The following is a 26127-nucleotide window of genomic DNA, read 5'->3' on the forward strand; positions in this document are numbered from 1 at the left end:
ATTGTACAATAATGGGTTGCGTGCGCCGATAAGTCCGCTGATCTTCCGCTGGTTTTCGTGATCAGCCTCATGAAGTCAAGGGTTCGGCGATGTCAGGGCAGAATGTTAAATCCTCTCAGGGTGTTTGAATGAATCGTGCATTGATTCCGTTTTTGAAGTCGGCGTTGCTCATCGTGATGGCCGCCAGCTCCATTTCAGTCCAGGCTGCCGAAGGAAAGCCGGCCCCCAAGGCCGATCCTGCCAAAGGTGAAGCGATCTATACCAATGGCGATAGCGCGCGGAACATAACCGCTTGCGCCTCCTGCCACGGTGCCGCCGGCAATTCGACCATTGCGCAGAATCCCAGGCTGTCTGCCCAGCATGAAGCGTATCTGGTCAAGCAACTTACGGAATTCAAGGGGCCAGCGCGCAACAATGCGGTCATGACTGCGATTTCCAAGCCCTTGACCGATGACGACATGAAAAACATCGGCGCCTACCTGTCCAAACAGCAGCCCAAGCCGGGCGCTGCCAAGAACAAGGCGACCGTGGAACTGGGCAAGAAAATCTATCGTGGCGGGATCGTTGAAAAGAGCGTGCCTGCCTGCGCAAGTTGCCATTCTGCCAATGGGGCTGGCATTCCGGCCCAGTTCCCGCGGCTAGCCGGCCAGCATCAGGATTACACGGCCGCGCAGCTCACTAATTTCCGTTCCGGCGCGCGCAAGAACAGCGAGCAAATGACCACCATTGCCAAGCGCATGTCGGATGAAGAAATCCAGGCGGTTTCTGATTATGTTGCTGGTCTGAAGTAAGCGGCCGGCAAGTCAACGGCCAGGCGAACCTTAACCAGGACTCACCAGGAAACAAGAAACCTGCGGTCCCGGAAAAAGTCTGAGGGGTGGCCAAGGCCACCCCTTTTGTTTTGGCATGCAGTACCAAAATTCAGAGCACATGGAAACCACAACCACCGGCATTGAATTGCAGACAGAACGGCGGTGGCTGCGCGACTTCGTCGAACTGCTGTCGTCAATGCGGTTCGCCATCAGCCTGCTGACCCTGATTGCAATTGCTTCCATCATCGGCACCGTTCTGAAGCAGAACGAGCCAATGACCAACTACGTCAACCAGTTCGGACCGTTCTGGTTTGAAGTGTTTGGCAAGCTCGGTGTGTACGCCCTGTATTCAACCTGGTGGTTCCTGCTGATAATGGGCTTCCTGGTCGCGTCGACCTCCCTATGCATCTTGCGCAATGCGCCGCGCATGCTCAGCGACATGCGCAGCTGGCGCGAGAACGTGCGGGAGCAATCCTTGCGCAATTTCCATCACCGTGCCGAGTGGAGTGAGTCCAACGGCGAGCAAGCCTTGTTGCAACGTGCCCTGGCCGTGGTCACTTCCCGCGGCTACAAGGTAAAGGTTGTCGCCAAGGATGGTGCAAGCCTGCTCACGGCCAAGCGCGGTGCGGCGAACAAATGGGGCTATATTTTTGCCCATTCGGCGATCGTGATCATTTGCATCGGCGGCCTGATGGACTCCGACCTGCCGATCCGCTTCCAGCAACTGGCCTTTGGCAAGACGCCATTCGCGGGCAGCGGGATCATTGCCGACATACCAGCAAAACATCGCCTCGGATTGGGCAATCCCAGCTTTCGCGGCAACACGCTGATACCCGAGGGCGGGCGCAGCAACACGGCCATCCTGCCCCAGGCCAGCGGTGTGCTGATACAGGAACTGCCATTCACGATCGAGTTGAAGAAATTTATCGTCGACTTTTATACGACCGGCATGCCGAAGTTGTTCGCCAGTGAAGTGATCGTCACCGACCATGAGACCGGCAAGCAGTTTCCCGCGACCATCAAGGTAAATGAGCCGCTGATTTACAAAGGCATGGCGGTCTACCAATCGAGCTTCGAGGATGGTGGTACAAAGTTGAAGCTGACCGGCTACCCGATGTCCGGTGCGCGCAGCTACGCGTTCAAGACCACCGGCGAAGTGGGTGCCAATACGCCGTTATCGAGCGACCTGGGCAATGAATACACCGTCGAGTGGAGCGGATTCAGGGCATTCAACGTCGAGAACATGACCGACAGCGGCGATGTGCGCGCCGTGATGCGCAATAAATCCCTCGCCGAGAGTCTTGATGCGCGACTGGGTTCCGCCGCCAAGGCGGGCGGCAACAAGGACCTGAAAAACGTGGGGCCGAGCGTTCAGTACAAATTGCGCGACAAGACCGGCCAGGCACGCGAGTTCCATAATTACATGCAGCCGGTACTGGTCGACGGCGCTTATGTCTTCCTGGCCGGCATGCGGGAGTCGCCAGCCGAGCCATTCAAGTACTTGCGCATTCCCGCCGACGAAAACGACTCTGTCGAAGAGTGGATGCGTTTGCGTGCTGCGGTCCAGAATCCGGCATTGCGCGAGCAGTCTGCGCGCCGCTATGCCAACAAGGCAATGTCGGCAACGGGTGACGCCGCCATGCAGGATCGCTTGCGCCAGTCGGCCTTGCGTGGCCTGGAAATATTCGCTGGTGACGACCAGCAGTCAGGCTTTCTTGCCGTGTCGCGTTTCCTTGAAAAAATCCCGGCCGCCGAGCAGGAAAAGGCAGCCGATATTTTCATGAAAATACTCAACGGCAGCATGTGGGAGTTATGGCAGGTCGCGCGCGAAGCAGACGGCTTGAAAGCCGTCGCCCCTGACCAGAAAAACGGTCAGTTCCTGCAGATCGCGACAGGCGCACTTGCCGATTCATTCTTTTACAGGGCGCCGGTTTTCCTGCAGCTCAACGAGTTCGACGAAGTCAAGGCCTCAGTGCTACAGGTGACGCGCTCGCCGGGTAAAAATGTAGTGTATGTTGGATGCTTGTTGCTGGTGCTGGGCGTGTTCGCGATGCTTTACATTCGCGAACGCCGCTTGTGGATCTGGGTTCGCAGCGCGGGACACGACGGTGGGGCACATGCGCTGATGGCCATGAGCACACAGCGCAAGACCCTGGACTTCGAGAGCGAGTTCGAATCCATGAAACGCGACCTGACCGGGGCCGCCTCACCGGCCAGTCCGCTTCCCCCCGGCTGAACCGGGGTAACACGACTGATGCCGCTTCCCGCAATGGAAGCGGCAATAATGACGCAACAACGACGCAACACGACGCAATGGCGACATGCGCCTGGAGTCTGGAGAATGACAATGGATACGATAGAAGCATCGACACATGATTTTTCGCCGGCGCCCGGTTTTTTCAAACGGCTGAGCGTCCTCGATTGGCTGTATGCGGCAGCATTGCTCGGCGGCGTCCTGTTCGCGCTGAACCGGTATGCCGGCTACATGGACATTTACGAAAAAGCGATCCTGCTTCTTTCCGCGCCTGTCTTTGCATGGCTGGGCTGGAACTGGCGAGCGGTACAGCCGCTGATGGCCGTGCTGGCCGTGCTGTCACTCGGATCGATCGCGCTCTATGGCGGCACTCTGGAAGCGGCAAACAGCAGGTTCTTGCTGAAATACCTGTTGTCGAGCCAGTCGGCCATCCTCTGGATGAGCACATTGTTTTTCCTGTCCACCTTGTTCTACGCAGGCGGGTTTGCACTGCGCTCGGATACGGGCTCGTCGATCGGGAACAAATTGTGCTGGGCGGCGGTAGTCAGCGGCTTTACCGGCATGCTGGTGCGCTGGTACGAGTCCTACCTTGTCGGTGCGGACGTTGGGCACATTCCGGTGTCCAACCTGTATGAAGTATTCGTGCTGTTTTGCCTGATTACCGCGTTGTTTTACCTGTATTACGAACTGCATTACCGCACCCGGGCGCTGGGCGCCTTCGTCATGCTGATCATTTCGGCGGCAGTGGCTTTCCTGCTCTGGTACACCGTCACCCGCAACGCGCATGAGATCCAGCCGCTGGTCCCTGCATTGCAAAGCTGGTGGATGAAGATCCACGTCCCTGCCAACTTCATCGGCTATGGCACGTTTGCCCTGGCCGCCATGGTCGCCGTCGCTTACCTGCTCAAGTCGCATGGCCATCTGGCGGACCGCTTGCCCACGCTGGAGTTGCTCGATGACGTGATGTACAAGTCAATCGCAGTTGGCTTTGCTTTCTTTACCATTGCCACCATCCTCGGTGCGCTGTGGGCGGCCGATGCCTGGGGCGGTTACTGGTCCTGGGATCCGAAAGAAACCTGGGCCCTGATCGTCTGGCTCAACTATGCCGCCTGGCTGCACATGCGGCTGATCAAGGGCCTGCGTGGGCGGGTCGCTGCCTGGTGGGCGCTGATGGGGCTGCTGGTCACGACGTTTGCATTCCTGGGCGTGAACATGTTCCTTTCCGGCCTGCACTCTTACGGGGCGTTGTGACCCTGCCGGCGACGCGATGTAAATTGGTGTAAGGTTGTCCGGGTCGGGCCCGACCAAGGCAGACAGAAGCGCAACCTGCCAAGGAGTCGACATGCTGATCAAACGCAGTGCCAACGGTACCGAACCGTTTCCTTCAGAAATTACGCCGCGCGAGGTATTCGAGTCCAGGCGCCTGTTTATCAAGCAGATGGCGCTGGGCTCCATCGGCAGCGCCGCATTCCTCGAGATGGCCAGTCGCGAAGCCTTCGCGCAGGGCGGGCAAAAACTTGCCGCCCGTCCAAATCCGTCTTTCGTTGTGATGGACAAGCATACCGATTACAAGGATGCCACCACCTACAACAACTTCTACGAATTCGGCACCGACAAGGAGGATCCGGCCAAGACCGCGGCGTCCATGTCGACCCGGCCGTGGACGGTATCGATCGAAGGCGAGGTCGCCAAGCCGATCACGCTCGATATCGACAGCCTGGTCAAGCTCGCTCCCCTCGAAGAGCGGGTATACCGGCTGCGCTGTGTCGAGGGCTGGTCCATGGTGATCCCCTGGGTGGGCTACTCGTTCTCGGCCCTGATGAAAAAAGTTCAACCCAACAGCAATGCCAAGTTCGTCGAATTCACCACGCTGGCCGATTCAAAGCAGATGCCGGGCTTGAACAGTCGGGTCCTGAAATGGCCTTATGTGGAAGGCTTGCGCATCGATGAAGCCGCGCACCCGTTGACCTTGCTGACGCTGGGAATGTACGGCGAAGTACTGCCCAACCAGAATGGCGCGCCGGTACGTCTTGTCTTGCCGTGGAAATACGGATTCAAGTCGGCCAAATCGATCGTCAAGATCCGTTTCGTGCGCGAGCAACCGGCGACTGCATGGAACCGTGCTGCGCCCCGTGAGTATGGTTTCTATTCGAACGTCAATCCCGAAGTCGCTCATCCGCGCTGGTCACAGGCGTCCGAGCGGCGTATCGGTGACGACGGCCTGTTCGCCAAGAAACGCAAGACCCTGATGTTCAATGGCTATGACGAGGTTGCCCCGCTCTATGCGGGAATGGACCTGAGGAAGTTTTTCTGACGTCGTGCTGATGTTCAACCCCACGAACAGGCAGTTCAAGGCGATCAAGGGCGTCCTGTTCGGGTTGGCGCTCCTGCCCTTCCTGCGTCTGGTCACCTTTACCTTGACCGAAAGGCTGGGCGCCAATCCGATTGAATTCATTACGCGCAATACCGGCGACTGGACGCTGTATTTCCTTTGCATCACGCTGGCCGTCACGCCCCTGCGACGCCTCACGAAATGGATCTGGCTGACCCGGCTGCGCCGCATGCTGGGCCTGTATGCATTCTTCTATGCCAGCCTGCACTTCCTGACCTTCCTGTGGTTTGATCACTTCTTCGATCTCGCAGCAATGTGGGAGGACGTTCTGGAGCGGCCATTCATCACGGTCGGCTTCACCGCCTTCGTGCTGCTGATACCGTTGGCCGTGACCAGCAACAATGCGATGATCCGGCGCCTGGGTGCCAGACAATGGCAGCGGCTGCACAGGCTGGTGTATTTGATTGCCGGGCTGGGAATCCTGCACTTCTGGTGGATGAAGGAAGGCAAGAACGATTTCGTCGAGCCGATCCTGTACGGCGGCATCGTACTGGTCTTGCTGTTGCTGCGAGTATGGTGGGCGGTGTCGCAGCGGCGGGCGCAGGCCGCCGGGCAGCTCGCGCGCCGCTAACGCGGCACAAGAGCCTGGCGAGGGAGCCCGGTGCAGTCCGGCCAGGACTAGTCCGGCAAATGCTCCAGCGCGAACAGGCTTTCCGGTGTTTCGCGCTCTCGTACCAGCATGCAATGCTCGCCATCGACCAGCACCTCGGCAGCGCGCCCGCGCGTGTTGTAGTTGGACGCCATGGTCATGCCGTAAGCCCCTGCGCTATTGATCACCAGCAGGTCGCCTTCGGCCGCGACCAATGCCCGATCGCGTGCAAGCCAGTCGCCTGACTCGCAGACCGGGCCCACGATGTCGTACTGTACCGGCGGACCTTCGCGTTGCGTCACCGTCTGCACACCCATCCAAGCCTCGTACATGGCGGGACGCATCATGTCGTTCATCGCGGCGTCGACGATGCAAAAGTTCTTTTCTTCGCCGGGCTTCAGGTATTCAATCCGCGTCAGCAAAACGCCGGCGTTGCCGACAATCGAGCGTCCCGGCTCAAAACAGACCTTGATCGGGCGCCCACCATAGGCTTTCTCGCGCCATGCGTCGATGCGCCTGAAGACCCGGGCCAGGTAGTCGCCCACGGCAACCGGCTGCTCGTCATCGTAGGTAATGCCGATGCCGCCGCCAATGTCGAGATGATGGATCACGATTCCCTCGGTACCCAGGGTATCGACCAGGTCAATCAGCTTGTCGAGTGCTTCCAGCAGGGGAGCATCGTCCAGCAGCTGGGAGCCGATGTGGCAATCAATGCCGACGACATCGATATTCGGCAGACTCGCTGCCAGCCGGTAGGTATCCAGCGCATCGCTGAATGCCACGCCAAATTTGTTGGCTTTGAGTCCGGTTGCGATATAGGGGTGGGTCTTTGCATCGACGTTTGGATTCACGCGCAAACTGACGGGCGCGCGCTTTCCGGCCTCGCCCGCGATGTCGTTTAAACGGCGCAGCTCGGGGATCGACTCCACGTTAAAGCACAGGATGTCGTGCGACAGCGCCAGTCGCATTTCCTCGCGCGTTTTTCCGACGCCGGAGAACAGGCATTTGCGCGGATCGCCGCCGGCGGCGAGCACGCGCAACAATTCCCCGCCGGAGACCAGGTCAAACCCGGCCCCCCGGGACGCCAGCAAGCGCAGGATCGCCAGGTTGGAGTTCGCCTTCATCGCATAACAGATGAGAGCGTCACGACCCTGGCAGGCAGTTGCGTAGGAGGCGAAGTTTTCGAGCAGGGATTGCTGTGAATAAACGTAGGTCGGCGTACCGTAGCGCGACGCGATATCGGCCAGCGCTACAGATTCAGCGTGCAATGCGCCGTTGCGGTAAGAAAAATGGGGCATGGACAAAAGGCCTATCGGGTTCCCGGTCGGGGGATCGTTGTGGTCGGCGTTGGCTGCGGTAATTGCGCATCGCCCTGTGGGCTCACCAAGCTGGATGCCGGAGATGTCGTCGGGCCGGTCGGCGCTGACAGCGTGCCAGCTGGCGCGCCTTGCTCGGGTTTTGGCAAATAAAGCGGACCAGTCTGCCCGCATCCACTGATCAGGAAGAAAAATACGCCGGCCAACGCGGCATGCAAAGGCAGGACGAGGTGCTTCACGTTTAGAATCGGGGGAATGAGCAATCGAATAAGTGATCGGAGTGTAGCATGACAGAATCGGAATTCCTGGCACTGGCGGAGTCCACGCTTGACGCAATCGAGGCCGCCGCAGAGCGCGTGGTGGACGAGGACGATCTCGATCTCGAATGCAGCCGCCGTGGCAATGTGCTCGAAATCGAACTGGCCGGCAACGGCGGCAAGGTCATCATCAACAGCCAGGCGCCGATGCAGGAAATGTGGGTCGCCGCACGTTCTGGCGGCTTTCATTACCGGCGGCAGGATGCGCAGTGGATCGACACGCGCAACGGGTCGGAGCTATACCAGTCGCTGTCAACGATACTCAGCCTGCAAGCCGGGCAGCCGGTGCTGCTGAGCCCCGACTGAGCGGCTAGAACAACTCGTTCTTGACCTCGTCACGGGTCCGGCTTCCCTCGGCTGCGCTACCTTGCGGGGCATCGTTACCCAGGCTGCGCACGCTGTTGGACGGCGGGTACTCCGAATAGTAATAGTCGCCGCCCGACATGATCAGTCCCTCAGGTGCCGGGATCGTTGCGTTCGGCACGGACTTCAGGGCCTTCTCCATATAGCTGATCCAGATCGGCAGTGCCACGCCGCCACCGGTTTCGCGGTTGCCCAGGTTGCGCGGCTGGTCGTAGCCGATCCATGCCACGCCGACCAGGCTGGGCTGGTAGCCAGCAAACCAGGCATCGATCGAATCGTTGGTAGTGCCGGTTTTGCCGGCCAGGTCCGTGCGCTTGAGCGCCAATGCCTTGGTCGCGGTGCCTTGCTTGACCACGTCCTTGAGCATGCTGTCCATCAGGAATGCATTGCGTGCATCGATGACCCGGTTGGCTTCGTCGCCGGCCTTCTCGGGAGCGGCCTGGCTCAGTACCCGTCCCGTGCTATCGGTGATCTTCGTGATCAGGTAAGGGCTGACTTTGTATCCGCCATTGGCAAACACCGTATAGGCGCTTGCCATTTGCATCGGCGTGACAGCGCCGGCGCCGAGTGCCAGGGTCAGGTAAGGGGGATTTTTCTCCGCATCGAAGCCGAAACGTGTTGCGTATTCCTGGCCGTACTTGGCGCCAATCTTGTGCAATATCCGGATCGAAACCATGTTTTTCGACTTCGTCAAGCCACGACGCATGCTCATCGGGCCTTCGTATTTGCCATCGTAGTTTTTCGGCTCCCATGCCTGGCCGCCGGTCTGTCCGGCATCGAAGGTGATGGGAGCATCATTGATGACCGTGGCCGGAGACAGCCCCTTCTCGAGCGAAGCAGAATAGATGAATGGCTTGAACGACGAACCCGGTTGCCGCCACGCTTGCGTGACGTGGTTGAATTTATTCCGGTTAAAGTCAAAGCCCCCGACCAGCGCGCGAATCGCCCCGTCTGTGGTACTGGCCGACACGAAGGCCGCCTCGACTTGAGGCAGCTGCACGACAGCCCAGTTTTTTCCTTCCTGCGTCACGCGAATGATTGCACCGCGCCGGACCCGGCGGTTGGGTGGCGCCTTGTCGCTGAGCAGGTTGGTGGCGATCGCCAGTCCCGGACCCGTAATGGTAATTTCCTCACCGGAAACCAGCATCGCCCTGATCTGTTTGGGCGAAGCCTCCAGCACCGCAGCCGCCACGATATCGTCGCTGTCAGGATGATCAGACAATTCGGACTCGATGGCGTCTTCAGCCTGTTCCTTGTCGGCCGGTATCTCCATATAGCCTTCGGGGCCGCGGTAGCCGTGCCGCTTGTCGTAATCCATCACACCCTGGCGCAAGGCCAGGTAGGCGGCGTCCTGGTCGGCTTTGGTGATCGTGGTAAACACGTTCAGGCCGCGCGTGTAGGTCTCTTCCTTGAACTGCTCGTAGGCCATCTGGCGGGCCATCTCGGCCACGTACTCCGCATGGACGCCGAAATCATTGCTGTCGGTCTTCACCTTCAGATCCTGCTCGCGCGCCTCCTTGTACTGGGCTTGCGTGATGTATCCAAGGCCGACCATGCGCTCCAGGATGTATAACTGACGCGCGCGCGCCCGCTTTGGGTTGACTACAGGATTGTTGGCAGATGGCGCCTTGGGCAGTCCGGCCAGCATGGCGGCTTCGGCGACGGTGATATTGCCGAGCTTCTTGCCAAAGTAAATCTGCGCTGCAGAAGCGAAGCCGTAAGCGCGTTGTCCCAGATAGATCTGGTTCATGTATACCTCGAGGATCTGGTCCTTGCTCAGGTTCTCCTCGATTTTCCATGCCAGAAGGACTTCATACAGCTTGCGCTTGAGCGTCTGTTCGCTCGACAGGAAGAAATTGCGCGCAACTTGCTGGGTAATGGTTGAAGCACCCTGCCTGGCGCCGCCGGACAAATTATGGACTGCGGCACGGACGATGCCCCAGTAATCCACGCCGCCATGCTGGTAAAAGCGATCGTCCTCGATCGCGAGCACGGCCTTCTTGACGACATCCGGGATGTCCTGGAACCGGACGATACTGCGCCGCTCTTCGCCGAATTCGCCGATCAGCACGTTGTCTGCCGAAAATACGCGCAGGGGGATTTTGGGACGATAGTCCGTCAGCGAGTCCAGGGCCGGCAGGTTCGGATATGCCATGGCCAGCATGAAGCTGATCAGCAGCAGTCCGCCCAGCGCCAATCCGCCCAGCACACCTGCGGCGGTCAGTGCCAGCTTCAGCGCCATGCTGCGCTGTCCGGAACGAGCGGCGTGTTGCGGTTCGCGTGGGGAGGAGGATGCCATTCGGATAGTGGGAATAAGGGAGGGATGCCGCGCATTATAGCGGCGGCGACCCCGGACTGCGATGGCGGCACGGTAACAGGAAGTGAATAGACAACCCGATCGGCTTGGGCGCCCCGCGTGGGGTTTTGGCAACGGCCCGGTACTTACTGGTCAGAAAATCTTTACACAGGGGAATGGCGTTGCTACGATTTAATGTAATGATTGATAAATATTTGCTAACTATAAGTATTTAAACACTTTTTGGCCGAGATTCCTGATGGTTTCGGCCGACACGATTAAGAAAAGGGCCGGCTTGCCGGCCGGCCCCCTGGAGATAAGCCCTTGGCATTCGATATTGCGTCTTTGTGGGCCAAGCGAAACGCGCCACTGATTGGTCTGGACATTAGCGCGTCGGGCGTCAAGCTGGTCGAGATTTCCATGCCCACGCCGGACGAGTATCGTCTGGAGCGTTGTGCCATCGAGGCGCTGCCGCGTGGCGCCGTCGTTGACGGCAACATTGAAAACATAGAGCAAGTCGCCGAGGCAATCCGGCGCGCCTGCAAGAAAAGCGGCACGCGCGCAAAGCTTGTTGCGCTCGGACTTCCGCCGGCCTCGGTCATCACCAAGAAGATCATCCTGCCTGCCGGCCTGTCCGAGGAAGAGCTGGAAATGCAGGTCGAGACCGAAGCCAACCAGTACATCCCCTTTGCCCTTGATGAGGTCAGCCTCGACTTCGATGTGATCGGCCCGGTGGCGAACTCGCCGGACGACGTCGAAGTGCTGCTTGCCGCCTCGCGCAAGGAGAAAGTCGAAGACCGGGTTGCGGTGGCAGAAGCCGCTGGCCTGAAAGCCACCGTGATGGACATTGACTCCTATGCTGCGCGGGCGGCGATCGAGCGCGTCAATGACTTGTCCCCGCAGGGCGGCCAGAACCGCATCACGGCCCTGTTCCAGATCGGCGCCCAGGTGACCCATGTCTCCGTGCTGCTCAATGGGCAGGTGCTGTACGAGCGCGAACAACCGTTTGGCGGCAACCAGCTGACGCAGGATATCGTCCGCGCCTACGGATTGTCGCAGGACGAAGCCGAAGCCAAAAAGAAATCTGGCGACCTGCCCGACGACTACCAGGCCGAGTTGCTGGATCCCTTCCTGGAAAATGCCGCGCTCGAAGTGACCCGTGCGATCCAGTTTTTCTTCACCTCCACGCCATATAGCCGCATCGACCAGATTTACCTGGCCGGTGGCTGCGCCGCAATGCCGGGACTGGTGGACATCATCGCCGGCCGCACTGAGGTCAACACATCGGTAGTGAGTCCGTTCAAGGGCATGCAACTGAGCGCCAACGTGCGCGAGAAGCAATTGCGGCTGGATGCGCCGGGTTACCTGGTCGCCTGCGGCCTGGCTTTGCGGAGGTTCGGCAAATGATCCGGATCAACCTGCTTCCTCACCGTGAAGCCAGGCGCCGCGAGCGCAAGAAAAACTTCCAGATATTGCTGGTTGCGTCAGCCTTCTTCGGGGCGCTGGTCGTACTGGGCGTGGGAAGCTACTTTGGCACCCAGATATCAAACCAGGAAAGCCGCAACGCCTATATCAAGGCAGAGAATGCCCGGCTCGACCTGCAAATCAAGGAAATCGCGGCGCTCAAGCAGGAAATCGATGCCCTGAAAGCACGTCAGCAGGCAGTGGAAGACTTGCAAAGCGACCGAAACCAGCCGGTTTACCTGCTGGTTGAACTGGTCAAGCAGGTGCCCGAGGGAATCTACCTGCGTACTTTGAAGCAGACCGGCCAGCGCGTGGTCCTCAACGGTACCGCCCATTCCAACGAGCGGGTGTCGGAGTTGCTGCGCAATATTGGCAACAGCTCTTCCTGGCTGGAGCGGCCGGAACTGGTTGAAATTCGCGCCACCTCGGTCGGCAGCAAGGACGCCCGCAAGGCATTCGAGTTCACGATCAATGTAGGTATCCGGCGTGCGCGTGACAAGGAAGCGGCGCCCCCGTCGCCGGTACCGGTCGCCATCAATGTCGTCGCACCGGGTGCTCCGACGTCCGGGACACCGCAGCCGGCAGCCAAGCCGGCAGCCCCCAAATCGTAGGATGAGAAACGCATCATGGCAGACGTGAAAAATTTGGGTGAGCGACTCAGTGCGCAGTTTCGCGGACTGAACGGCCGGAATCCGGGCCAGTGGCCGCTGGCGCCACGCGCCCTCTGTGCGCTGGGGGTGTTGCTGGTCGTGGTCGCGTTGGGCTGGTTCCTGTACTGGAATGGCCAACTGGAGCAACTCGAACTGGGTGAAATGCAGGAGCAAAAGCTCAAGGACGAATACAAGATCAAGATACAGCAGGCGGTCAACCTGCCCGGACTGCGCAAGCAGAAGGAACAGGTCGGCGAATATGTCGCGACGCTGGAAAAGCAATTGCCGAGCAAGGCGGAGATGGATGCACTGTTGCAGGACATCAGTCAGGCCGGACAGGGACGCGGGCTGCAGTTCGAACTGTTCAAGCCAGGGCAGGTGCTGGTCAAGGAATATTATGCGGAGCTGCCGATCGACATCCGGATTACCGGCAATTTCCACGACATTGGCGCTTTCAGCAGCGACATTGCAAACCTACCGCGCATCGTGACGATCAATAATGTCTCGCTCGTGGCCGGCAAGGACCGCTTGTTGTCCATGGATGCGGTGGCAAAGACCTTCCGCTACCTCGACAAGGATGAGGTCTCCGCGCAGCGCCAGGCGGCCGCGCCGAAAAAAGGCAAGAAATGAAACGCTCAATCATGCTGCAATGGCTGTCCCTCTTGTTGCCGGTCGGGCTGCTGGCAGGTTGCGGCGACAGCGGCGAGCAGGAAGTCCGGCAGTGGATGAACGAGACCCGCAGCCAGGCACGGATATCGGTGCCCAAGATTACCGAGCCGAAGAAATTCACGCCCTTCCTCTACAGCCAGAAGGGCGAGATCGATCCGTTCGACCCGATCAAGCTGCAAGTGGCGCTGGCCCGGCAACAGAAAACATCATCCAGCAAGTTGCGCCCGAACCTGGAGCGGCGGCGCGAGGCGCTCGAGGCCTATCCGCTGGACGGCCTGAAAATGGTCGGCACCTTGCAATCCAGGGAAATGCGCCTGGCCTTGATCGAAGTGGACAAGCTGGTCTACCAGGTAAAGATCGGCAACTACATGGGACAGAATTTCGGCATGGTCACGCGCATTACAGATAACGACGTCGAAATCAAGGAAGTCATCCAGGACGCAGGTGGCGAGTGGATTGAACGCAAGGCGAAACTGGAGCTTCAGGAGACCAAGAAATGAAAATAATCGACACCGGAATTGCTGCATGGCGCTTTGGCCTGCAGCTCGCCTGCATGGCCGTGCTGGCAAGCGCTGCGGGTGGCGCGAACGCTGCGCAGGAAAATGCCATTGAGTCGATCACGGCAAATCGCCAGGGTGCGGATGTCGTTGTCCGGATCAACATGAAAAACCCGGTCAGCAAACAGCCGATTGGTTTCTCGATCAGCAATCCGGCCCGGATTGCGCTGGATTTTGCTGACACCGCAAACGCGACCGGCACCGCCAACAAGGAAATCGCGCTTGGCGATGTCCGCAATGTCAACGTGGTCCAGGCCGGCGACCGGTCGCGACTGGTATTCAACCTGAAGCGGCCGCTGAACTACACGACGACCACTGACGGGAAGACAATCGTCCTCAAAATCGACGGTTCGGCCAATGCGACGGCAGAAGCCGCCCGGCCGGAGGCAAAAGCGGCAGCCGGAGCAGGAACAACAGCGGGCGCGACTGCCCCCATCCAGTCGATCCGGGATGTCGACTTCCGTCGCGGTACGGCAGGCGAAGGGCGTGTCGTGATTGAGTTGCCGGGCAACCAGACTGGCGTGGATGTGCGCCAGCAAGGGCAGACGGTGGTAGTCGATTTCCTGCAGGCAGCGCTTCCCGACGTGCTTCGCCGGCGCATGGACGTGGCCGATTTCGGTACGCCCGTGAAGGCGATCACGACGGTTGCGCAAGGGAACAATGTCCGCATGACGATCGAGCCCAAGGGCACCTGGGAGTACAGCGCCTATCAGAGCGATGCCCAGCTTGTGATCGAAGTGCGGGCGGTCAAGGACGATCCGACCAAACTTGGCCAAGGCACCCAGACCTATCGCGGCGAGAAGCTTTCGCTGAATTTCCAGAATGTCGAAGTTCGCGCGGTGTTGCAAGTCATCGCCGACTTTACCGGCCTCAATATCGTGACCAGCCCATCGGTGGGCGGAAACCTGTCGCTGCGCCTGAAAGATGTGCCGTGGGACCAGGCGCTGGACCTGGTGATGCAGGCAACCGGACTGGACATGCGGCGCAACGGCACCGTGCTGCGGATTGCCCCCAAAGAAGAATTGCTGACCAAGGAGAAACTGGAACTTGAACAGCGCTCACAGATTGCGGAGCTTGAGCCGCTGCGCACCGAGACATTCGAATTGAATTACCAGAAGGCCGATGCTTTCAAGGCCCTGCTCGACAACGCCGGCGGACGGGGCATGTCGATCATGTCCAAGCGCGGCAGTGCCATGATCGACTTGCGTACCAACCAGGTTTTCGTCACCGACATCCCGTCCAAGCTGGAGGCGGTGCGCAACCTGGTGCAAAAGGTGGACGTCGCCAGTCGCCAGGTCCTGATCGAAGCGCGCATCGTGGAAGCCAATGACACCTTCAGCCGCAACCTGGGCGCCAAGCTGGGGTTCGGTGTTCAGGCGTCGGGCAGTGGAACTGTCGCGGCCTTGGGTGGCCAACAGTTGACGCCCAGCGCCAGTGTGGGATCGGTCGGTGGAAATTCGGTCAATCTGCCGGCGCAAGGCATCAGCGGTGCTGGCGTGGGCTCGGTAGCGCTGACCCTGTTCAATGCTGCCGCAACCCGGTTCATCAGCCTTGAGTTGTCAGCGCTGGAGTCCGACGGCAAGGGCAAGATACTGTCGAGTCCGCGCGTGATTACTGCCGACAAGTTGAAAGCGACGATCGAACAGGGTACCGAGTTGCCATACCAGACGGCCACCAGCAGTGGCGCGACCTCGCTGGCTTTCCGCAAGGCCAACCTGAAACTTGAAGTGATCCCGCAGATCACCCCGGATGGCAACGTGATCCTCGATGTCGACATCAACAAGGACAGCGTGGGGCAGGCCACCTTGCAAGGATTCGCCATCGACACCAAACATGTGAAGACCCAGGTACTGATCGATAACGGCGGAACGGTTGTCATCGGCGGTATTTATATCCAGCAGGACCGCGACACGATCATCAAGGTGCCCTTGCTAGGTGACATCCCGGTCGTTGGCAACCTCTTCAAGCAGACCGCGCGCACCAATGACAAAACCGAGCTGCTGATCTTCCTGACGCCCAAGATCCTCAACGATAAAGTGGCCGTGCGATAATCCGTTTTTTCAACCGGCAATCCTCCGGCGGCTGCCGGGGGCGCTTACAACGTGTCCCGCAATATCTTCCTGATAGGGCTGATGGGGTCTGGCAAGACCACCGTCGGCCGCGCACTCGCGCGTAAGCTCAACCTCAGGTTCGTCGACTCCGATCACGAGATCGAGTCGCGCACCGGTGCGACCATCCCGCTGATTTTCGAGATCGAGGGCGAGCAAAGCTTTCGCCAGCGCGAGGCCGATGTCATCCGCGACCTGACCCGGCAGGATGGCGTCGTGCTCGCCACTGGCGGCGGCGCCGTCCTCAACGAGGCCAGCCGCGAATACCTGAAGACGCGCGGCACCGTCATCTGGTTGCGGGCCAGCGTCCACAATCTGTTGCAGCGCACCAGCCTGGACCGGAATCGTCCCCTGTTGCGAACGGCCGATCCCCGCAAGCGACTCGAAGAACTGGCCGTGCAGCGCGAACCTTTCTACCGGGAGATCGCCGACCTGATCGTGGATACCGGACGCCCGAATGTGCAATCGCTGGTACAGTCGATCATGCAACAGCTTGAGCTGCGGCACGGTACGGACCGCGCCGATCCAGCTACTTCCTCCGCCACAATGCCAGCAATGAACCAGAACGCCGCAACCGACCGCCCGACAAGCTTCTCCGGCAACACCACGACCCTGAAGGTGGATTTGGGTGAGCGCAGCTATCCGATCACGATTGGCCAATCCCTGCTGGGCGATGTGGACGGCATTGCCGCCGCCGTGAAAGGCAATCGGGTTGCGATCGTGACCAATACGGTCGTCGGTCCCTTATATCTGGCGCAGTTGAAGGCGAGCCTGAAGGCCGCCGGCAAGAGCGTCACCGAAGTGATCCTGCCCGACGGTGAGGAAGAGAAATGCTGGCCCAACCTGATGCGGATTTACGACGTCCTGCTGGCCGAGAAGTGCGACCGTAAAACCACCTTGATTGCGCTCGGCGGCGGTGTGATCGGCGACATGGCGGGCTTTGCTGCGGCCACCTACATGCGCGGCATACCCTTCGTGCAGGTGCCCACCACCCTGCTCTCGCAGGTCGACTCCTCGGTGGGCGGCAAGACCGCCATCAATCATGCGCTGGGCAAGAACATGATCGGTGCGTTTTACCAGCCGCAGGCAGTGATTGCCGACATCGCCACACTCAATACCCTGCTCGCGCGCGAGCTATCGGCCGGGCTGGCCGAAGTCATCAAGCACGGCGCCATCATCGACTTGCCGTTTTTCGACTGGATAGAGGCCAATATCGGGCAACTGATCGAGCGCGCCCCGGTCGCACTGGCCTACGCGATCAGGCGTTCCTGCGAGATCAAGGCCGAGGTGGTGCGCCAGGACGAGCGCGAGGGCGGACTGCGCGCAGTACTTAATTTCGGCCATACGTTTGGTCACGCGATCGAGTCTGGCCTGGGTTATGGCAACTGGTTGCACGGCGAAGCGGTGGGCTGTGGGATGGTGATGGCGGCGAACCTGTCGCACCGGCTCGGCCACATCGATGCCGCCAGCCTGGCACGCCTGACGAGCCTGGTGCAGGCAGCTGGCTTGCCGGTTCGCGCGCCGGCACTCGGAGAGCAGCGCTGGCTGGATTTGATGGAAGTCGACAAGAAAAATGAAGGTGGCGCGATTCGCTTCATCCTGCTCAACCCGCTGGGGACGCCGCTGATCACGACAGTGCCCAAGGACGCCTTGCTGGCAACGCTCAAGGACTGTACCTAACGACGATGAACCCGGAAGCGCAACTCGCCAGTTACGCAGTCAAGTCCGACGCCTCTCCCGGTCGGCACCATCCGGAACCGCCCGCTGCTTCGCGCCCGGAATTCCAGCGCGACCGCGACCGGATCGTCCACTCATCCGCATTTCGCCGGCTCGAGTACAAGACACAGGTCTTCGTGAACCATGAAGGGGACCTGTTCCGCACCCGCCTGACCCACAGCATTGAAGTGGCGCAGATCGCCCGCTCCATCGCGCGCAACCTGAACCTCAACGAAGACCTGGTGGAAGCCATCTCGCTGGCCCACGACCTTGGGCATACGCCCTTCGGCCATGCCGGCCAGGAAGCGCTCAACGAGCGCATGCGCGAGTATGGCGGCTTCGAGCATAACCTGCAGAGCCTGCGGGTGGTGGATGCGCTGGAAGAGCGTTATGGCGGCTTTGACGGGCTGAACCTGATGTTTGAAACCCGTGAAGGCGTGCTCAAGCATTGTTCGGCGGCCAATGCGCGCAAGCTCGGCGCAGTCGGCCAGCGCTTCCTGCTCAACAGGCGCCCCTCACTGGAGGCGCAGCTGGCCAATCTGGCCGATGAAATTGCCTACAACAATCATGACATCGACGACGGCTTGCGATCCGGTTTGCTGCAACTGGGCCAGCTCGACGAAATTGACTTCTTTGCGCGGCACCGGGTGGAGGTCGAAAAGGCATTTCCTGGCATCGCCGGCAGGCGGCTGATCAATGAAGTGGTGCGCCGGATGATCAACGCGCTGATCGTCGACCTGATCGATGCCTCCAGCGCCAGGATTGCATCAATCGGCCCGCGTACGGTCGATGATGTGCGCAACGCACCGGCGCTGATCACGTTTTCGCAGGGGATGGAGTCGGAAGCGCTCGAGCTCAAGCGTTTTTTGCGCAGTAATCTTTACCAGCATTTCCAGGTCAATCGGATGACCAGCAAGGCACGCCGGATCGTCAGCGAACTGTTTGATGCCTACCTTGCAGAGCCTGACCTGTTGCCGCCTGATTACCAGCTAAGCACCGGGACAGTCGAACAACAGGCACGCAAGATCGCCGACTACATTGCTGGAATGACCGATCGTTACGCCATACGCGAATACCGTCGGCTGTTCACCGTCGAAGAGGCATAGCGCCACGACCGGGTGCCGGTGGTCCGGACTTCAGTCCAGGTCGCGCAGCGGGTGTGCGTACGCAGGCCAGGCTGGCGCGAAATAGCACTCGACTTCCTCGGCCTGCACTTGCTCCACGCCCGGATGCTGCCAGCGCGGCGCATTGTCCTTGTCGATCACACGGGACCTGATGCCCTCCAGGATTTCCGTCCCCTCGAAGCAGCGGCGCATGATGGTGCGTTCCATGCGCAGGCATTCTGCGATGGTCTGTGTTTGCGCACGCCGTAGCTGTTCCAGCGTTACACACAGCATCACCGGCGAACGCTGGCTCATCAACTTCAGTGCTTCGACTGCGTACTCGCTGGAGTCTGCGTGCAATGAAGCCAGTGTCGCCATCACGTCGGCATGCGAGAAATGCCGATCAACTGCCTCATGGTTTTTCTTCAGCGCGCCATCTTCGGCCTCCAGCGACAGCGCCTGCCCACGCAAATAATCGGTGAGCGCCGCCACCTGCGTGCCAGGCGCCGCGCCCTCAAGGACGGCGTCGATGCCGGCCAGCGCGCCGGAAGGCACAGCAACATCAGCCAGTCCTGCAAACAGCGCATCAGCAGCATGGATGATGCGGCCTGTCAGCGCCAGGTCGAATCCGGAGCGGCCCCTGGCGCGCGACAGGAAATATCCGCCGCCGACGTCAGGAAACAGTCCGATGCTTACTTCGGGCATTCCCATGCGGGTTCGCTCGGTGGCCACGCGCATTGTCGCGCCCTGGCTGATGCCCATGCCACCGCCCATCACGATGCCATCCATTAACGCGAAGCTGGGTTTAGGATAGGTATGGATCAGATGATTGAGCTGATATTCCTCGGTGAAGAAATCTTCCAGCAATGCGCTGCCGGCGGCTGGCCCGCCAGTGGCTGTGGCTACGCGATGGAAAAACCGAATGTCGCCACCGGCGCAAAAGGCGCGCTCGCTGCTGCTGCGAAAGAGGACTGCCACGATGCTGTCGTCATGCCGCCAGGCGCGCAATGCCTCGTTCATGATGCGGATCATTTCCAGCGAGAGCGCATTGAGCGCCTCCGGGCGGTTTAGCGTGAGGATGCCGAAGCCGGCGACGGTAGAGCAAAGTACGGGGGATTCCATGGCGTGTGGCAAGGGCAATGTTGGACAAGGCGACAGTGTACCCGCCCGGCCAACCGCGTTCAAACTGCTGTCGCTTTGATTGCCGCGCCCAAAAAAGCAAAAGGGCGCCTGGGCGCCCCTGATCATGGAGGATTGGTGCTTCAGCCTGGAGCGGCTTCCTCGCTGTCCGATGGGAGTGCGCGGTGTTTGAGCGCCTCATGCTGGTGGTCTTGCAGCTTGGTCTTGTATTTGATGACCTGGCGATCGAGCTTGTCGATCAGGGCATCAATTGCCGCATAGAGATCCTGGGCAAAACTTTCTACATGCAGGTCCTTGCCCCTGACATGGAGATTGATTTCAGCCTTCTGTCGCTTCTCTTTCTCAGTAATTTTCTCGACTGTGAGGATGACGACCACGTCGATCACGTGGTCGAAGTGACGTTTGATGCGTTCCAGCTTGGATTGCACGTAATTGCGCAGTGCTGGTGTCAGTTCGAGATGGTGTCCACTGATAGTGAGATTCATAGAACGCTCCTGGTTATGCGTTGCCGGAGGTGATGCGCCGGAAGGATCCGGACAGCACACAGCAACTGGTGTGACAAGATTGTGCGACTACGTACTTCAGGACTATAGCGATTTGCGCAGGTTGACCGGCGGGATCTTCAGTGCTTCGCGATACTTTGCGACCGTGCGGCGGGCAACGACCATGCCCTGTTCCGCCAGCATCTCCGCGATTTTGCTGTCCGAAAACGGGTTTTTGGTATCCTCCGCGCCGATGAGTTGTTTAATAAGCGCCCTGATCGCAGTCGAAGATGCTTCGCCGCCCGCTTCGGTTGCAACATGGCTGCCGAAAAAATATTTCAGCTCGACCATGCCATGCGGTGTCAGCATGTACTTCTGCGTCGTGACCCGTGAGATTGTGCTTTCGTGCAAACCCAGTGTATCAGCTATCTCACGCAAAACAAGAGGGCGCATGGCGACCGCGCCATGGGAGAAAAAGTTGCGCTGGCGATCGACAATCGCTTGCGCGACCCGCAAGATCGTGTCGAAGCGCTGCCGCATGTTTTTGATCAGCCATTTCGCCTCCTGCAATTGTGAACTCAGTGATCCATCGCCTTTACTTTGCTTGAGAATGTTGGCATACAGCGCATTCACGCGAAGCTTGGGCATCACGTCATGGTTGAGGGTCACCAGCCAGCCATTGCGGCTGCGTTTCACGATCACGTCAGGCACGACGAAATCGGACGCATCCGTCGCAAATGCGCTGCCCGGATGGGGGTTGCAGCGCCGGATCACGACCTGCGCTTCACGTAGGTCTTCGTCATCGCAATCCAGCGCCTTTTTGAGCTTGTTGAAATCGCGCTGGGCGAACAGCGTCAAATGGTTTTCAACAATGCACAGCGCCATTCGCCGCGTCACCATGGGCACCTTCGGAAATCGCCGGATCTGGATTGCCAGGCACTCGGATGCATTGCGTGCGCCCACGCCAGCCGGATCGAAGCTTTGCACCATTTTCAGCGCCATTGACAGCTCTTCGATCTCGATTTCCAGCTCGGGCGGCATTCGTTCAAGGATATCCTCCAGCGGCTCTTCCAGATAGCCGTTGTCATTCAACGCATCGATTATCAGTTCGATCAGTGCGCGGTCGCGCTGGTTATTCACTGAGACGCGCATCTGTTCGAGCAAATGTTCGCGCAGCGTTGTTTCATGCCCTTCCAGTTGTGGTCGGGCGTCATCGTCCTCGGGCGCTTTCGATGTGCGGGCGACGTCGTCGAAGCTCCACTCGGATTCGGACGGCGCAGCTGCTTCGGGGGCCTCGGCGCCATCATAGGCGGCCTCTGGCTCGGGACTGGCGTTGCTGTCCGCTGCGCTGTCTGGCGCAGTCGCCGGCAGTGACGTGGCGATTGCACCATCAGCCAACAAGCGTACTGAATTATCGAGCGGATCGTCGAGTCGTTCGAGCAGCGGATTGTCGGCCAGGATCTGTTCCAGTTCCTGATGCAGTTCCAGTGTGGAAAGTTGCAGCAGACGAATCGATTGCTGCAGTTGCGGCGTGAGCGCGAGGTGTTGCGAAGTGCGTAGTTGAAGCGTTTGTTTCATCGGGTCTGACTCTTTACATCCGGAAATGCTCGCCCAGGTAGACGCGTCGTACCGACTCGTTGGCGATGATGTCGTCCGGACTGCCGCTGGCTAGCACAGCCCCTTGGTTGATGATGTATGCCCGATCGCAAATCCCCAGCGTCTCCCGCACATTGTGATCCGTAATCAGTACGCCAATACTGCGTTCCTTCAAGAAGCGGACAATGCGCTGGATTTCGATGACGGCAATCGGGTCGACGCCGGCGAAGGGCTCGTCGAGCAGGATGAAGCGCGGATCGGTGGCAAGCGCCCGTGCGATTTCAACCCGGCGCCGTTCGCCGCCCGACAGCGACAGCGCTGCGTTCTCGCGCAGCTTTTCGATTTGCAGTTCGGCCAGCAGCTCATCGAGCCGCTCGTTGATGCGCGATTTGCTCAATGGCTTTCCGTTCTCGTGCTGCAGCTCCAGCACGGCGCGAATATTATCCTCCACGCTCAGCTTGCGGAACACGGAGGCTTCCTGCGGGAGATAGGACAGTCCGAGCATGGCGCGCCGATGGATCGGCATGTGCGAGATCACCACGCCATCCAGGTCTATTTCGCCGGCGTCGCAGGGAACCAGGCCAACGATCATGTAAAACGAGGTGGTCTTGCCCGCGCCGTTCGGACCAAGCAGCCCGACGACCTCGCCGCTATTGACCTCCAGCGCGACATCGCGCACTACCTGGCGTGCGCCGTAACTTTTCTGCAGTCCGCGAATTGACAACCTGCTTGCCATGCTACTTGCTCCGGCTTTCAAGGCGCGGCTGTATCGTTGCGCGAATGCGCCCGGCCCCTGGCTTGCTTTCGCCGGATGTCGTGTTGTTGACCGTGTAGAACTCGGTCTTGCTGTCGTACGAAATGAAATCGCCCTCGACTTCGTCGGTCACTTTCTGGCCTTCCAGCAGGCGGATACGGGCGCGTGAGTACAGTTTGGCGACTTCGCTTTTGCCGTCGTACTCAATCCGATCGGCCGCTTGCGCTTCGATCCACAGGTCGGCGCCGCCGTCGCGCTTCTGGCGAAAAGTCGTGAAGCCGCCGCGTGGTGCATGCAGGGTCGCGTACTGGTAACCGGCAGGATCCTGCACGACGACCATTTTCTCGGCGTGCATCACGAGCGAACCGCGGGTGAGGACGACATTGCCGGTAAAGGTATTGATCTGCTTGATATCGTCATAGGCCATCTGGTTGGCCTCGACGTTGGTCGGCTTTTGCTGGTCGGCCTTTTCAGCCTGGGCCGGCATCGCCAGCGCCAGCATGGCCAGCAGTGGCAGGAAATTTCGTATTTTCATCGTCTGTCCTAGCTAGGGCGCCCGTTTCAGCGGGCGCGGTCAGGTGGCGCGAAGGTGGCATGCACTGCGCTGCCAAGTTGCAGCTGCCGCGTAGCGTTATTGGCCACCATGCCGGTTCCTCGGAGTACCGATTTGCCGAGCGTGATTTCAACCGGCTTGTCAGTGCGGACAATGTCTTCATCCGTCAATACCAGCAGATAATCCGAGCGCATCTTGAAAAGCTGCGCCGATCCGGATGCCGGCCGGTCGATGCGCACATCTTCGTACAAGTGGACCTTTGTATTGTCGGGGGAGACAATGCCGCGCTGCGCGGTGGCCTTGACCGGCGGGCGCTCGTCGCTGTAGCTGTTGACCTCGGGCAGCCGGATATGGTGCGTGTCATCCACCGGGTTGTGTTCCAGCAGCTTGCCCGAGATGTTGTAACGGGCGCCGCGTGCTTGCGACAGCCGGATGTAGGTGAAGTTTTCGACAAAGTAATCCGGTTCAATCCGAACGGCCCGGGGGGCAGCTTCGTCTGCCGACCGACGCATCACTTCCATCACCCAGAAACTGATCAGCACCAGCACTGCGCTGCCGACAAGCAAGCTCAGCATGCCGATCCGGTTGATGAAAGGGGGCGCCGTCATGTCAGGTAGGCCGCCAGGATGTCCTCGTGGCGCCCCTGTGCGCGCAGGATCAGGTCGCATACCTCGCGCGCCGCGCCATTTCCTGCGGCGGCGGTCGTCACGTAGTGAACCCGGTTGCGGACCTCGATGTGGCCGTTTGGCACGCTGGCGGCAAAGCCGACGCGGCGCAGGATGGGCAAATCGATAATGTCGTCGCCGATGAATCCGGCCAGGTCCGCACCCAGGCCGAGTTGCTGCAGCAATTCGCCGAAGGCCGCCGCCTTGTCGTGCACGCCCTGGAAGAGATGGGAAATACCCAGGTCCGCCGCCCTGCGTGCAACGTTTTGCGAACTGCGCGCGCTGATGATCGCCGTTGCAATGCCAGCACGCTGCAACAGCTTGATGCCCAGGCCGTCCAGCACATTGAAGGTCTTGATCGCCTCGCCATCTGGACCATAGTGCAGGCTGCCGTCGGTCAGCACGCCCTCGACGTCGAATATCATCAGGCGCACAGCCTGTGCCCGGGCCAGCACCGCTGCTGAAGCAATCGGATACGAATCCATCAGATCACCTTTGCCCGCGTCAGGTCGTGGATATGGAGCGCGCCAACCAGCACGCCGGCGTCGTCGACAACCAATAGCTGGTTGATGCGGAACTGTTCCATCAGTTCAACCGCCTCCACCGCCAGTTGTCCAGGGCGCACCGAGCGCGGTCCGGGGTGCATCAGGTCGGCGACCGTGATGCCCGTCAGGTCCTGCTTTTTTTCCAGCATGCGACGCAGGTCACCGTCAGTGAAAATCCCGACCGGATGGAAGCTTTCGTCCACCACTGCCGTCATTGCCATGCCTTTGCGGGTCACTTCGAGCAAGGCGGAAGACAGGGACGACTCCCTGGCCACGGCCGGAATTTGCGCTCCGGTGCGCATGACGTCGCGTACATGGGTCAGCAACTTGCGGCCGAGGGCGCCACCGGGATGCGATCGCGCGAAATCTTCTTCACGAAAGCCGCGGGCGTCGAGCAAGGCAACCGCCAGCGCGTCGCCCAGCGCCAGCGTCACGGTGGTGCTTGCAGTTGGCGCCAGGTTCAATGGACAGGCTTCCTTTTCGACACCGATATCGATGTGCACATCAGCGAGCTCGGCCAAGGTCGAGCTGCTGTTGCCGGTCATTGCGATCAGGCTTGCCCCCATGCGTTTGAGGACCGGGACGATGGCCAGCAATTCCGCGCTTTCGCCAGAATAGGAAATGGCGATGAAGACGTCCGTTTGCGTGACCATCCCGAGGTCGCCATGCGCGGCTTCGGCAGGATGGACGAACATTGCCGGTGTCCCGGTCGACGACAGGGTCGCGGCTATCTTGCGGGCAATGTGACCGGATTTGCCGATGCCGGATACGACCACCCGGCCGCTGCAAGCGAAAAGAAGCGACAGGGCGCGGATAAATTCAGGACCGGCTGTGGAAAGCAGACGCTGATCGGCCGCAGTGATCGCCGCCGACTCGATTTGCAGCGTTTCTCGCGCTAATTGCAGGGCTCGTTCGGCTTTCTCGGCATCAAAAGCGACGGGGGGCGTGCTGGCATGGTTTACACTCATGTTCGAAGTATAAACGATTAACATAAGCAAAAAACCTGCCATGCTCCATTTTGCTGTTTGAGTGGTCGCAAGACTGAAGCTGCGGCGTTTTCACCACGACTGGATTTTCCCTTGTACTCCACGCTAGAACTCACACTGATATTGCTGGCAGCTGCGGTACTGGGCGTGGTGGTGTTCCGGATGCTGCACCTGCCGCCGATGCTGGGCTATTTATCGGTCGGCATCCTGATTGGCCCGCATGCCTTTGGCCTGGCCCAGGACACGCAGTCTACGCACCGCCTGGCCGAGTTCGGCGTTGTTTTCCTGATGTTCTCGATCGGCCTGGAATTTTCCCTGCCCAAGCTGATCTCGATGCGGCGGGCCGTGTTCGGCCTCGGGCTGGCGCAGGTACTGCTGACCATTGCTGCGGCGATCGGCATGGGTTGGCTGGCTTCGCTGGTTCTCCCCCAGTATTTCAACATTGACTGGCGCGCCGGCTTTGCGCTGGGTGGCGCACTCGCCATGTCGTCAACCGCGATTGTTTCCAAGCTGCTGACCGAGCGCCTGGAGCTGGAAAGCGAGCACGGCCGGCAAATCATCAGCGTACTGCTGTTCCAGGACCTGGCGCTGGTGCCACTGCTGATCCTGATACCGGCGCTGGGCGCGCCGGCCGACATTGGATCTACCTTGTTGTGGGCGGCGGCCAAGGCGACTTTTGTGCTGATCCTGCTGCTGTTTATCGGTCAGCGCCTGCTGCGCGGCTGGTTCCGGATCGTCGTGCAGCGGCGTTCCCAGGAGCTGTTCATGCTCAACCTGCTGCTCATCACGCTGGGCGCGGC

Annotated in this window: 25 protein-coding genes; 14 read left to right on the forward strand and 11 right to left on the reverse strand. The window is 59.9% G+C overall.

Annotated features, from left to right (window positions below; translation table 11 throughout):
* The first annotated feature begins 128 nt into the window (after positions 1 to 128).
* The 5 genes from Q7T64_RS09305 (at position 129) to Q7T64_RS09325 (ending at position 6029) form a co-directional block, all read left to right on the forward strand.
* On the forward strand, positions 129 to 791 hold the full coding sequence (locus tag Q7T64_RS09305) for a cytochrome c (protein WP_304794801.1): 663 nt from the start codon (positions 129 to 131) through the stop codon (positions 789 to 791).
* Positions 792 to 930: 139 nt separating this feature from the next.
* Positions 931 to 3048, forward strand: a complete 2118-nt coding sequence (locus tag Q7T64_RS09310; RefSeq protein ID WP_304794803.1) for a cytochrome c biogenesis protein ResB — start codon at positions 931 to 933, stop codon at positions 3046 to 3048.
* A gap of 111 nt (positions 3049 to 3159) precedes the next feature.
* A complete protein-coding gene (ccsB, locus tag Q7T64_RS09315) occupies positions 3160 to 4317 on the forward strand; it encodes a c-type cytochrome biogenesis protein CcsB (RefSeq protein ID WP_304794805.1) in 1158 nt (385 codons plus the stop codon).
* Positions 4318 to 4408: 91 nt separating this feature from the next.
* Positions 4409 to 5380 carry a protein-methionine-sulfoxide reductase catalytic subunit MsrP gene (gene msrP / locus Q7T64_RS09320; protein ID WP_304794807.1) on the forward strand — a complete coding sequence of 324 codons (972 nt, stop codon included), beginning with the start codon at positions 4409 to 4411 and terminating at the stop codon, positions 5378 to 5380.
* 10 nt (positions 5381 to 5390) lie between these two features.
* On the forward strand, positions 5391 to 6029 hold the full coding sequence (locus Q7T64_RS09325; protein ID WP_304794809.1) for a sulfite oxidase heme-binding subunit YedZ: 639 nt from the start codon (positions 5391 to 5393) through the stop codon (positions 6027 to 6029).
* A 47-nt stretch (positions 6030 to 6076) separates the two neighbouring features.
* Here the strand turns inward: Q7T64_RS09325 and lysA are convergent, their stop codons facing one another.
* Together lysA and Q7T64_RS18115 are read right to left on the reverse strand one after the other, a co-directional pair.
* Positions 6077 to 7345 carry a diaminopimelate decarboxylase gene (gene lysA / locus Q7T64_RS09330; RefSeq protein ID WP_304794811.1) on the reverse strand — a complete coding sequence of 423 codons (1269 nt, stop codon included), beginning with the start codon at positions 7343 to 7345 and terminating at the stop codon, positions 6077 to 6079.
* An 11-nt stretch (positions 7346 to 7356) separates the two neighbouring features.
* On the reverse strand, positions 7357 to 7602 hold the full coding sequence (locus tag Q7T64_RS18115) for a lipoprotein (RefSeq protein ID WP_370653292.1): 246 nt from the start codon (positions 7600 to 7602) through the stop codon (positions 7357 to 7359).
* Between the two features lie 48 nt (positions 7603 to 7650).
* On the opposite strand from Q7T64_RS18115, the gene cyaY reads away from it, so the two are divergent.
* Positions 7651 to 7986, forward strand: coding sequence for an iron donor protein CyaY (cyaY, locus tag Q7T64_RS09335; protein WP_304794813.1), 336 nt, complete (start codon positions 7651 to 7653; stop codon positions 7984 to 7986).
* Between the two features lie 4 nt (positions 7987 to 7990).
* On the opposite strand, the gene Q7T64_RS09340 is transcribed toward cyaY, so the two are convergent.
* Positions 7991 to 10342 (reverse strand): penicillin-binding protein 1A, encoded by a 2352-nt coding sequence (locus Q7T64_RS09340; RefSeq protein WP_370653293.1) that lies wholly within the window; start codon positions 10340 to 10342, stop codon positions 7991 to 7993.
* A gap of 321 nt (positions 10343 to 10663) precedes the next feature.
* Here Q7T64_RS09340 and Q7T64_RS09345 point away from each other — a divergent pair, with 321 nt between their 5' ends.
* From Q7T64_RS09345 to Q7T64_RS09375, 7 genes are read left to right on the forward strand one after another with little or no spacing between them, the layout of a single operon-like run.
* Positions 10664 to 11746, forward strand: a complete 1083-nt coding sequence (locus Q7T64_RS09345) for a pilus assembly protein PilM (protein ID WP_304794815.1) — start codon at positions 10664 to 10666, stop codon at positions 11744 to 11746.
* On the forward strand, positions 11743 to 12414 hold the full coding sequence (locus tag Q7T64_RS09350; protein ID WP_304794817.1) for a PilN domain-containing protein: 672 nt from the start codon (positions 11743 to 11745) through the stop codon (positions 12412 to 12414). Before Q7T64_RS09345 ends, Q7T64_RS09350 begins: the two co-directional genes overlap by 4 nt.
* A gap of 15 nt (positions 12415 to 12429) precedes the next feature.
* Positions 12430 to 13083, forward strand: a complete 654-nt coding sequence (locus tag Q7T64_RS09355; protein ID WP_304794819.1) for a type 4a pilus biogenesis protein PilO — start codon at positions 12430 to 12432, stop codon at positions 13081 to 13083.
* The gene (locus Q7T64_RS09360; protein ID WP_304794821.1) at positions 13080 to 13622 is read left to right on the forward strand and encodes a pilus assembly protein PilP; all 543 of its coding nucleotides are present in this window, start codon (positions 13080 to 13082) and stop codon (positions 13620 to 13622) included. Before Q7T64_RS09355 ends, Q7T64_RS09360 begins: the two co-directional genes overlap by 4 nt.
* Positions 13619 to 15730 (forward strand): type IV pilus secretin PilQ, encoded by a 2112-nt coding sequence (gene pilQ / locus Q7T64_RS09365; RefSeq protein WP_370653294.1) that lies wholly within the window; start codon positions 13619 to 13621, stop codon positions 15728 to 15730. Before Q7T64_RS09360 ends, pilQ begins: the two co-directional genes overlap by 4 nt.
* 51 nt (positions 15731 to 15781) lie before the next feature.
* Entirely contained in the window at positions 15782 to 17467 is a 1686-nt protein-coding gene (gene aroKB, locus Q7T64_RS09370) for a bifunctional shikimate kinase/3-dehydroquinate synthase AroKB (protein ID WP_304794823.1), read from the forward strand.
* 5 nt (positions 17468 to 17472) lie between these two features.
* On the forward strand, positions 17473 to 18609 hold the full coding sequence (locus Q7T64_RS09375; protein WP_304794825.1) for a deoxyguanosinetriphosphate triphosphohydrolase: 1137 nt from the start codon (positions 17473 to 17475) through the stop codon (positions 18607 to 18609).
* A 30-nt stretch (positions 18610 to 18639) separates the two neighbouring features.
* On the opposite strand, the gene Q7T64_RS09380 is transcribed toward Q7T64_RS09375, so the two are convergent.
* The 8 genes from Q7T64_RS09380 to Q7T64_RS09415 form a co-directional block, all read right to left on the reverse strand.
* Complete coding sequence (locus Q7T64_RS09380; RefSeq protein WP_304794827.1) at positions 18640 to 19728, reverse strand: enoyl-CoA hydratase/isomerase family protein; 1089 nt, start codon at positions 19726 to 19728, stop codon at positions 18640 to 18642.
* A 140-nt stretch (positions 19729 to 19868) separates the two neighbouring features.
* The gene (hpf, locus tag Q7T64_RS09385) at positions 19869 to 20231 is read right to left on the reverse strand and encodes a ribosome hibernation-promoting factor, HPF/YfiA family (protein WP_304794829.1); all 363 of its coding nucleotides are present in this window, start codon (positions 20229 to 20231) and stop codon (positions 19869 to 19871) included.
* 102 nt (positions 20232 to 20333) lie between these two features.
* Positions 20334 to 21806: an RNA polymerase factor sigma-54 gene (locus tag Q7T64_RS09390; protein WP_304794831.1), complete on the reverse strand. Its 1473-nt coding sequence runs from the start codon at positions 21804 to 21806 to the stop codon at positions 20334 to 20336.
* A 13-nt stretch (positions 21807 to 21819) separates the two neighbouring features.
* Positions 21820 to 22560, reverse strand: coding sequence for an LPS export ABC transporter ATP-binding protein (gene lptB, locus Q7T64_RS09395; protein ID WP_304794833.1), 741 nt, complete (start codon positions 22558 to 22560; stop codon positions 21820 to 21822).
* A 1-nt stretch (position 22561) separates the two neighbouring features.
* Positions 22562 to 23113 carry a lipopolysaccharide transport periplasmic protein LptA gene (gene lptA, locus Q7T64_RS09400; protein WP_304794835.1) on the reverse strand — a complete coding sequence of 184 codons (552 nt, stop codon included), beginning with the start codon at positions 23111 to 23113 and terminating at the stop codon, positions 22562 to 22564.
* Between the two features lie 26 nt (positions 23114 to 23139).
* Positions 23140 to 23739: an LPS export ABC transporter periplasmic protein LptC gene (lptC, locus tag Q7T64_RS09405; RefSeq protein ID WP_304794837.1), complete on the reverse strand. Its 600-nt coding sequence runs from the start codon at positions 23737 to 23739 to the stop codon at positions 23140 to 23142.
* Positions 23736 to 24281 carry an HAD family hydrolase gene (locus tag Q7T64_RS09410; RefSeq protein WP_304794839.1) on the reverse strand — a complete coding sequence of 182 codons (546 nt, stop codon included), beginning with the start codon at positions 24279 to 24281 and terminating at the stop codon, positions 23736 to 23738. Before Q7T64_RS09410 ends, lptC begins: the two co-directional genes overlap by 4 nt.
* The gene (locus tag Q7T64_RS09415) at positions 24281 to 25309 is read right to left on the reverse strand and encodes an SIS domain-containing protein (protein ID WP_304794841.1); all 1029 of its coding nucleotides are present in this window, start codon (positions 25307 to 25309) and stop codon (positions 24281 to 24283) included. Before Q7T64_RS09415 ends, Q7T64_RS09410 begins: the two co-directional genes overlap by 1 nt.
* A gap of 111 nt (positions 25310 to 25420) precedes the next feature.
* Between Q7T64_RS09415 and Q7T64_RS09420 the strand changes: the two genes are divergently transcribed.
* The coding region (locus Q7T64_RS09420) for a cation:proton antiporter (protein ID WP_304794843.1) at positions 25421 to 26127 on the forward strand (707 nt) is incomplete at its 3' end.

The organism is Lacisediminimonas sp. (assembly GCF_030645335.1).
Classification (GTDB): domain Bacteria; phylum Pseudomonadota; class Gammaproteobacteria; order Burkholderiales; family Burkholderiaceae_D; genus Lacisediminimonas.